The sequence below is a fragment of the Bacteroides timonensis genome, assembly GCF_000513195.1.
In the GTDB taxonomy this organism is placed as follows: Bacteria; Bacteroidota; Bacteroidia; order Bacteroidales; family Bacteroidaceae; genus Bacteroides; species Bacteroides timonensis.
In genome coordinates, this window is the sequence record NZ_CBVI010000179.1 from 1 (window position 1) to 8,425 (window position 8,425).

Below are 8,425 nucleotides of genomic sequence, written 5' to 3' on the forward strand. Positions count from 1 at the left end.
AATTACCATGATTTATATCACCAACAGATGCAAGTGAGTAACCTATCTCTATTAGAGCGGACTTCTTACCAGTAAATTTGATTGGAGTTTTAGAATATTTTATGCATTTCTCTTTTATGTAGTTGTCATTATCTAATTTTATAATTCTTTTATTCAAATATATTCTTAGCATTTCATTAGCAAGTAATTTGGCAACTTTGTAATCATAACCAGTTGAAAATTTTGGGTCTTTATCAAATTGTGCGCTATCAGTACATAGGTGAATATCTGTCTTGCCACGTACAAAATAATACTCGTCATAGACTGTAGAATGTGAGCGGTAATATTGATAGAAATCTAAATTTTGATTAAAAAAATCCGTTAATTTATTCAATTCATTATTGAGATGTTTTTTTATGACTTCGTTACTCCCATTGGGACATTGGGATTCTATATGATATATTTTATAAAAATACAGTAACCGTCCTAAAATATCGGGCTTTTGTTCTTTGAAAAAAAGAATTTCATCTTCTTTTGTTGGAAAAATATACGATTGTAGCTTATTTCTTAAATTTGTTATTATAGCTTGTAAACGGTGTACCATTGAAAGAGAAACTTCAATAATATCACTATCATAGAAGTCTATTTCATCTATTTCTAAATCAATATCTGATAATATCTTGATTATTTCATCTTTCATGACAATATAAAAAGCATACTTTATTTTAAATAGTGAATATAATATTTTGATATTTATTAAAGCAATAATATATTTCTGTATTGTTTGCAAATTTGATAAAGAACACTATTGGCTTCCGCCGAGAGCTTGATATAGATTTACCATCGCTTGTAATTGTTCCATTTGATTGGTAATTTTGTTTAATTCTGCATCATAAAGGGATTGTCGGGCAGCAAGTACTTCCAAGTAGGTAATATCTCCGTGCTGCATCAAAAGTTCGGTATTTCGTACAGCAGATTGCAAAGATGTTATTTGCTGTTCGTACAATTGGAATTTAGCAGATGCCGTTTGGAACTGGCTTAATGCATTGTTTACTTCTGTACCAGCATTTAATAGTGATTGCCTGAAATTTAAAGTAGCCCTTTCTTGGGTAGCCTTTGCTATCTTCAATCGTGCGGTCAGTTGTCCACTGGTAAATAAGGGTTGTACAAGTGAACCAATTGCAGATACTAAGAACTTTTCAGGATTGGCAATTAGCTCTCCTATTGCATTTGTCCACCCCATATTACCGCTTAATATGATGTTAGGGTAGAAAGCAGTACGAGCTTGGTTGGTTGCATAAAGCGCACTTTCTAATGAACGTTCGGCAATCCTGACATCAGGGCGGTTTGTCAATAACTGCATAGGTACACCTATCTTAATAAAAGATGTCATTTTTTGTTCATCTATACAGCTTCTTTCTATTGGATGGGGACTTTCTGCCATCAACAAACAAAGACTGTTTTCTGTTTGTGCAATTAGTTCTTTTAAATCCAAAATAGAAATTGCAACTGACTGGCAAGTTGCTTCCGTTTGTGCTACGGCAGCTTCGGTTACTTTACCAGCCAGTTTCAATGCATAGGTGGATTTTAAGCTTTCCTGCCAACTCTTTTCGGTAGCTTTAGCTATCTCAAGCTGGCTATCAAGCATTAATAATGTATAGTAAGCATTGGCTACATTAGCCATTAGTTGGCTATTTACGGCTTGAGCGTAATCCTTACTTTGGGCATATAAAGCATTCGCTTGTTTTTTAGCGTTATATTTGCTTCCAAATATGTCCAATTGCCAACTGGCAGTCAGAGGTAATTGGAATGTTTGTATTGGCTTATTGCTATTAAGGCTACTAATATTACCTTGCGGGGCTAAAGCAAACGAAGGTAGAAATGCCAAACGTGCCGCAGTTAGCGTGGCTTTAGCTTCATCAATACGAAGTAAGGCTGACTGCATATCAGTGTTTTTCTGTAATGCTCTTTTTATAAGATTTTGCAGAAATGTATCTGTAAAAACCTCTTTCCATGACAAGGATGCCATTGATAAAGTATCATTTACTGAATATTCCATTCCATACAATTTTTCAGTTTGTATTTGTGGACGAATATATGGCTTGTATATGTTACAAGCAGTGAGTGACAATGTGGTAATGCCTATTAAGAATATCTTTTTCATCATTTTTCTTTTTTATGGTTCTTTAAATCCTCTAATTCGACTTTTGTAAGCACTTTGTTTTGAAGTCCAGACTTCATCGGACGAAATTTTTCTTCACAATGTTGAAAAAAGACAAACAATAGTGGTACGATAAACAGCAGAGCGAGTGTTCCAATCAACATTCCACCTATTGTTCCCACGGCGAGTGAACGGCTTCCATTAGAACCAACGCCTGAAGCAAAGACCATTGGTATTAATCCAAATATCATTGTGAGAGAAGTCATTAAAATAGGTCGTAAACGAACTTTTGCGGCAGACATTGCAGCTTCAGTTATATTCATTCCTTGAAGTCTTCGTTCCGAAGCATATTCAGTTAGCAGGATGGCTGTTTTAGATAAAAGTCCAATTAGCATAATCACTCCTGTTTGCATGTAGATATTGTTCTCTAAGCCAAATAATTTAGCAAATAGAAAACTGCCAGCCAATCCGAATGGAACAGAAAGTATAACTGCCAATGGAATAAATAAACTTTCATACAAAGCACATAGAATAAGGTAAATAAAGACAATGCAAATACCGAAAATAAAGACAGACGTATTTTCTGTAGTTGCTTCCTCACGTGTCATCGCTCCAAATTCATAACCATAACCAGTTGGCAACGTTTGAATAGCAACCTCTCGGATTGCTTCAATCGCCTGACCGGAACTATATCCATTAGCGGGAGCGCCATTGACTGCAATAGATGAAAACATATTAAATCGTGAGAGAATTTCAGAACCATATACTCGTGTCAAAGTTAAATATCCACTTATTGGTGACATCTCACCACTTGCAGTACGAACAAATATACTATTTAGAGATTGTTTGTCTAAACGGTATTCAGGAGATGCCTGCACCATCACTCGGTAAAGTTTGGAGAATTTGTTCATGTTAGAAGAATATGTTCCACCAACATATCCTGATAGAGCATTCAACACTTCTGATGGAGAAATTCCATTTCGTTTACATCTTGCTGCATCGACCTCCACTAAATATTGAGGGAATTTTACATCAAAATTGGTTTGTGCTCTTGCTATTTCGGGACGTTCATTCAATGCTGCAATAAATGTTTGTGTGTGATTAAATAAATCAGATACAGAACCGCCTCTATGGTCTTGAATATGTACCTCAAAGCCATTAGTTACACCATAACCTGATATAATAGGTTGTGCAAAAACCATAATTTTAGCTTCCGTTATTTTTTCAAGACTTTGATAAACATGGGCTATAACAGATTTATTATCGTCATTTTTTTCTATACGTTTATCCCAAGGTTTTAAACGTATAATGAATGTGCCGTTAGATGCTCCTTGTCCCGCAAGCATTCCCATTCCAATAGATTTTGAATATATCTGAAACTGTGGAATATCTTTAATTTGTTCCTCTATCTTTTTCAATATTTTCTCTGTTTGATTAATACTGTTACCCGGTGCGGTTTGTACATCTATAACGATAGTTCCTGTATCTTCATCCGGTACTAATCCTGTTTTTGTTGTACTTAATAGAAAGAAGAAGCCGCACACGGCTATAGCAAGTGATACTCCCGCCAGCCATTTACGTTTGAGAAAGAACAAAATGTATTGTTTGTATTTCACAACAATACGATTAAAAGCCGTGTCAAATGCGACATGAAAGCGGGAAGAAAAACTCATTGTTGCTTTTATGCTATTTTCTTTATGTGGTGTCATTATTAAGGCACAAAGAGCCGGACTTAATGTTAGCGCATTGATGGTTGATATACAAACCGCTACTGCCATAGTCAAACCGAATTGTTTATAAAAAGTTCCCGTTGCTCCATTGATGAAGCAGATAGGAATGAATACAGCCATAAAGACCAGTGAGGTTGTTATCAACGCAGAACTAATACCTTTCATCGCTTCAATCGTAGCCAAATAAGAAGATTTATATCCCTCGTCAAATTTTGTTTGTACTGCTTCGACCACTACTATTGCATCATCTACAACCGTTCCGATTACTAATACCAAAGCGAACAAAGTCAGCATATTTAGTGAAAATCCGGCAAAATAAAGAAAAGCGAATGTCCCAATCAACGAAACTATGATAGACACAGATGGAATAAATGTGGAACGGAAGTTTTGCAAGAAAATATAAACGATAAGAACTACTAATAAAATAGCCTCGAATAATGTCTTTGTAACATCTTGAATTGAAGCATCCAAGAAACTTTTTATACTCATTAAATCTACCAGTTTCATTCCTTGTGGCAGATTGGTAGATATTTCCTGAACTACTTTATCTATCTCTGCTACAATTTCATTGGCATTTGAACCCGAAGTTTGTGCAATCATACAATTTGTACCGGGATGTCCTAATAGTTCATTTTTTACAGTATAACTTAATGAACCTAATTCTATGTTGGCTACATCTCTAAGTCGTAAAATGTCTCCATTAAATTGTGACTTGATAACGAGATTTCCAAAATCTTCCTCATTATCATATCTTCCTCGATATTTCAATACATATTGAAAGGTGTTGTCTGTATCAGCTCCCAGTGTTCCAGTTGGAGCTTCTACATTTTGTTCTTCTAATACAGCCGTTATATCAGCCGGGACTAACTTATATTGTGCCATTTTGTCCGGCTTCAACCAAATGCGCAAAGAATATTCCGAACCAAATACGGTTATGTCTCCCACGCCTTTGATGCGGGCAAGTTGTGGTTCAATGTTTATTTTAAGGTAATTGTAAAGAAATTTTTGGTCGTATGAATTGTCAGGGCTATATAATGCTATGATTTTAGCCGTACTGTTTTGACTTTTTCGAACAGTAATACCTGTTCTTATAACTTCGGCAGGTAATGCGCCTTGTGCGGATGCTATACGGTTTTGAACATTGACTGTTGCCATATCCGGGTCTGTTCCCTGACGAAAATAAACTGTTATAGTAGCTGTTCCGTTATTGGCTGCCGTGGAAGTCATATAATTGATATTCTCTACTCCGTTGATTGCTTCTTCCAGTGGAACGATAACCGATTTCTGTACGGTTTCTGCATTAGCTCCGGTGTATGTTGCCGATACACGGACAGTAGGCGGGGCAATTTCAGGAAATTGTTCTAATGGCAATTGATATAGTCCGATTAAACCGAGAATAATGATTAGCACGGAAAGAACCCCTGAAAGTATCGGGCGATTTATAAATGTTTGTAAATTCATGATAGTCTGATTTTATATATTTGAAATGATTGCACCTTCATGTACTAATCCGGCTCCTTCGGAAATTATAATATCTCCCTCTTTTAAACCGGAAGTCACAATATACTCTTTGCCGTTATTTATATTCTCTACTTCAATAGCTATTGATGTAGCTTTATTTTTCACTACCCGATAAACGAATATCCGGTTTTGGATTTCGTATGTGGCACTTTGTGGAATTACGATACAATGGTTTATCTTTGTAGTCAGAATTACTTGTCCTGTTCCGCCATTGCGTAATAATTTATCCGGGTTGGGGAATGTTGCACGAATACTGACAGTCCCAGTATTGTAATCAATAGTACCACTTACAGCATCTATCTGCCCTGAATAATTATATATGCTGCCGTTGCTTAGTCGAAATTTAACTTCTGTTGCATTGTTCATTTGATTATCCAAAGAACCTTGTTGCTGAATAATATCCAATATCTGATTTTCCGTCATTGAAAAATAGGCATGTACATCTTCATCATCTGATACAGTAATCAACGGTTCTACTATATTATTACTGACTAAGGCACCTACCCGATAAGGTATCATACTTGCAACTCCGTTTACCGGACTTTTAATTTCTGTATAAGAAAGATTAGTTCTGGCAATGTTCTGTTGTGCTTTAGCTTGTTCTAAATTAGCTTCTGCTTCCAATAGTACATTACGGGCTGTCTGCAAGTCGAAATCAGAAACTACATTTTCTTGATGTAAGGTTGTCTTGCTATCAAGAGAAAGCCGGGCATTTGCTAATTTAGCTTCTGCGCTTTTCACATTGGCTATTGCTGTTTTTAGAGCTGCTAAATAAGGAGCTTGGTCGATAATGAACAAAGTTTCTCCTTTTCTGACGGTCGCTCCCTCTTTAATGCGAATTTCGGTGATTGTACCACTTACCTGTGGACGGATTTCTACGTTTTGCTTACCTCTGATAACAGAAACATAATTTGTTTCTAATGCCTTACTACCCGGTTTTATTACCATCGTTTGATAATTGTTTTTTTTCACCTCTTGTGTTTCCGTGTTTCTACATGATGCTATGGAAACGAAGATTAATGTAGTTGCCATGTAGACAAACACGTTGGTACGATAAACTCTTTTTGCTTTCATATTCTTGAATTTTATTTGTCCCAAAAGTAGGGGGATGCAATGAATCAGAGAAGTATGTCGTTGTAAACGGCATAAATGTAGTGGTAAACAGATTCGCAATCTCTTATTTTTCAGATAAATTCTATGTAACTTTGCAGTATACTTAATATTGACTGATATGATTAATAGAAATATTCTGAATTACATAGATATTGCATGTTGCATTATTCTTCTGCCAGCGATGATTATGTTTATGCCAGTGGAATATTGGTTTCAAGACAATCCCTTTTTTGTGGTGCTGATTATCATGTGGCTATATGGAATTTATTTCGTTAATCGGAGATTTTGCACACCTATATTATTCCAAAAGAAACAAATTTTCTGGGTGGCACTATGGGTGTTGTTCACTGTTATGGTTACTTATTGTTTCATTCTTTATTCTCATGATGTTTCCCCATTAGCAGACCCTTTTGATAATAAAGCGATAGGACGAATACGAAAATTGAGTGTATGGTTCATTTTCTTTATGATTACTTGTTTCAGTTTCATGATAGGCTTTCTCATAGAATTACATAAGAGAACTTTGGCTCATCATGCTATTGAACATGAAAAGAATAAGGCTGAATTGGCATTATATAAGGCACAAATCAATCCTCATTTTTTATTTAATACATTGAATACCCTCTATGGATTGATGATTTCCCAGTCCGAGAAAGCAGAACCAGCATTTGTTAAATTTACTGAATTATTGAGGTATATGTATTCCAATAGTACAAAAGACAAAACTTCAATAGGTGAAGAAATTAGCTATATATCAGAATATATAGATTTACAATTGCTTCGATTAAATGAACATACTAATATATGCTTTACACATCGGGAAGATGATACGTCTTTAGAGATTGCGCCTATGATATTGATAACATTTATAGAGAACGCTTTCAAGTATGGCATATCTTCTCATAAAAACAGTACTATATCAATAGATATACAAGTAAAAGACGGTGTTCTTTCTCTAATAACAGAAAATCCCGTACAGAGGATGTTATTGCCCCTTAAAGAGGGTATAGGAATTAGTAATTGTCGTAAGCGATTGGATTTACTTTATCCAAATGCTTATACACTGGATATTGCAAAGACGGAAGAATATTATAAAGTGGTATTAACAATCAAGTTGAAATAATATGAAATGCATTGCCATTGATGACGAACCTGTTGCTCTTTCCATTATCAGCCAATTTTGTAAACGAATAGGAAATATTGAACTGTTGGTTTATAGTGACCCGATAATAGGTATCAATAATGTTATTGAAATTGTTCCTGACATCGTATTTCTTGATATTGAAATGAATGGTATTTCGGGTGTAGAGCTTGCAAAATCTTTGCCGAAAGAAACATGCTTAATTTTCACAACCGCTTATGCTCAATTTGCACTTGATGGCTTCGAGCTTAATGCTGTTGATTACCTGCATAAGCCATTTTCATTTAATCGTTTTGAAAGAGCCGTTCAAAAAGCAAAGGATTTGCTGCAAATGCAAAAATTGGTACAAGAAACGACATTATCGGATAAAGAGATTACTATTAAGGTTGAATATCAAAATGTGAAAATAGCAGTTTCTGATATACAATACATTGAAGCAATGGATAATTATATAAAGATATATAAAGCAAGTTCTCGTCCCGTTGTGTCGCAAATGAATTTGAAAAAGATTATTCAACTTCTTTCCGAGGAAGAATTTGTAAGAGTACATAAGTCGTATGTAGTTCCAATTCGTAAAATAGCCAGTTTTACAAAGAAATTTTTAGTACTTACATATAAATCTATCGAAATACCCATAGGACGTGCTTATGCTGATGATTTTATTAAAGTGATGGTAAAATAAGGCAGATGATTTTTTTTGATTTCAGTAAGCGTGGATTAGTGCAAGGTGCAAGTTATATATATAAGTAGTTATTCATAATTATTTCACATATGGACAAA

General features: G+C 35.1%; 6 protein-coding genes. 2 read left to right on the top strand and 4 right to left on the bottom strand.

Features of this window, described 5'->3' with window-relative positions; all coding sequences use genetic code 11:
• The 4 genes from BN161_RS27400 to BN161_RS27415 form a co-directional block, all read right to left on the bottom strand.
• On the bottom strand, positions 1-679 hold a 679-nt coding region (locus BN161_RS27400), incomplete at its 3' end, for an RteC domain-containing protein (protein ID WP_044272390.1).
• A gap of 105 nt (positions 680-784) precedes the next feature.
• The gene (locus BN161_RS27405) at positions 785-2,146 is read right to left on the bottom strand and encodes a TolC family protein (protein ID WP_125910945.1); all 1,362 of its coding nucleotides are present in this window, start codon (positions 2,144-2,146) and stop codon (positions 785-787) included.
• The gene (locus tag BN161_RS27410; protein ID WP_044272379.1) at positions 2,143-5,331 is read right to left on the bottom strand and encodes an efflux RND transporter permease subunit; all 3,189 of its coding nucleotides are present in this window, start codon (positions 5,329-5,331) and stop codon (positions 2,143-2,145) included. The genes BN161_RS27405 and BN161_RS27410 overlap by 4 nt, the downstream gene beginning before the upstream one ends.
• A 12-nt stretch (positions 5,332-5,343) precedes the next feature.
• Entirely contained in the window at positions 5,344-6,465 is a 1,122-nt protein-coding gene (locus tag BN161_RS27415; RefSeq protein ID WP_044272381.1) for an efflux RND transporter periplasmic adaptor subunit, read from the bottom strand.
• A 157-nt stretch (positions 6,466-6,622) separates the two neighbouring features.
• Between BN161_RS27415 and BN161_RS27420 the strand changes: the two genes are divergently transcribed.
• A complete protein-coding gene (locus tag BN161_RS27420; protein ID WP_044272384.1) occupies positions 6,623-7,627 on the top strand; it encodes a sensor histidine kinase in 1,005 nt (334 codons plus the stop codon).
• 1 nt (position 7,628) lies between these two features.
• Complete coding sequence (locus tag BN161_RS27425) at positions 7,629-8,327, top strand: LytR/AlgR family response regulator transcription factor (RefSeq protein WP_044272387.1); 699 nt, start codon at positions 7,629-7,631, stop codon at positions 8,325-8,327.
• Positions 8,328-8,425: the final 98 nt, after the last annotated feature.

Excerpts from the sequence above, each read along its gene's own strand:
- BN161_RS27405 (WP_125910945.1), bottom strand. The coding sequence starts at position 2,146 with ATGATGAAAAAGATATTCTTAATAGGCATTACCACATTGTCACTCACT.
- BN161_RS27410 (WP_044272379.1), bottom strand. The coding sequence starts at position 5,331 with ATGAATTTACAAACATTTATAAATCGCCCGATACTTTCAGGGGTTCTT.
- BN161_RS27415 (WP_044272381.1), bottom strand. The coding sequence starts at position 6,465 with ATGAAAGCAAAAAGAGTTTATCGTACCAACGTGTTTGTCTACATGGCA.
- BN161_RS27420 (WP_044272384.1), top strand. The coding sequence starts at position 6,623 with ATGATTAATAGAAATATTCTGAATTACATAGATATTGCATGTTGCATT.
- BN161_RS27425 (WP_044272387.1), top strand. The coding sequence starts at position 7,629 with ATGAAATGCATTGCCATTGATGACGAACCTGTTGCTCTTTCCATTATC.